This is a genomic window from Brevibacterium sp. HMSC063G07 (genome assembly GCF_001810665.1).
GTDB lineage: Bacteria > Actinomycetota > Actinomycetes > Actinomycetales > Brevibacteriaceae > Brevibacterium.
Genome location: NZ_KV802324.1, coordinates 1 through 421, shown reverse-complemented (window position 1 = coordinate 421; position 421 = coordinate 1). Strand labels below are relative to the sequence as shown.

Genomic DNA, 421 nt, shown 5'->3' with positions numbered 1-421 from the left:
GACTGTGAAGAGTGCTGGGCTGAAGATCGTGGCTCAGGGCTCATCGGACAAGAACCCACCAGCAGCCGGTGGCACAGCTGAACAAACCGCATCTGGTGGTGATTCCACCGGTGCTGGCGAGCAGCACAGCTCGACTTCTTCCGATGAGGCCAAGGGCAGTGATAGTCCGTTGCCGCGTACGGGTGCGAGCGTTGCGGGGATTCTTGTGATTGCTGTTGTGCTGTTGGGTGCTGGTGCTTGGGCAGTGGTGCGCAGCCGTCGCAGGCTGGGTTGATCGGTATTCCGTAGGCCTGTGGGGCGGGTGTTCAGGTGACTGAGCACCCGCCCTTGTTGGTTGTGTGTGGGGTCTTTTTTTGGGCCTGGTTTTGGGTCTGGTTTTGGCTTTGTGTGGTGTTGGGCGGGGCTACTGTTGCCTGTTATG

The 421-nt window shown here is 59.4% G+C and carries 1 protein-coding gene; it reads left to right on the top strand.

Annotated features, from left to right (window positions below; genetic code table 11):
* The coding region (locus HMPREF2757_RS11335) for an LPXTG cell wall anchor domain-containing protein (RefSeq protein ID WP_141750136.1) at nt 1-274 on the top strand (274 nt) is incomplete at its 5' end.
* Nucleotides 275-421 lie beyond the last annotated feature (147 nt).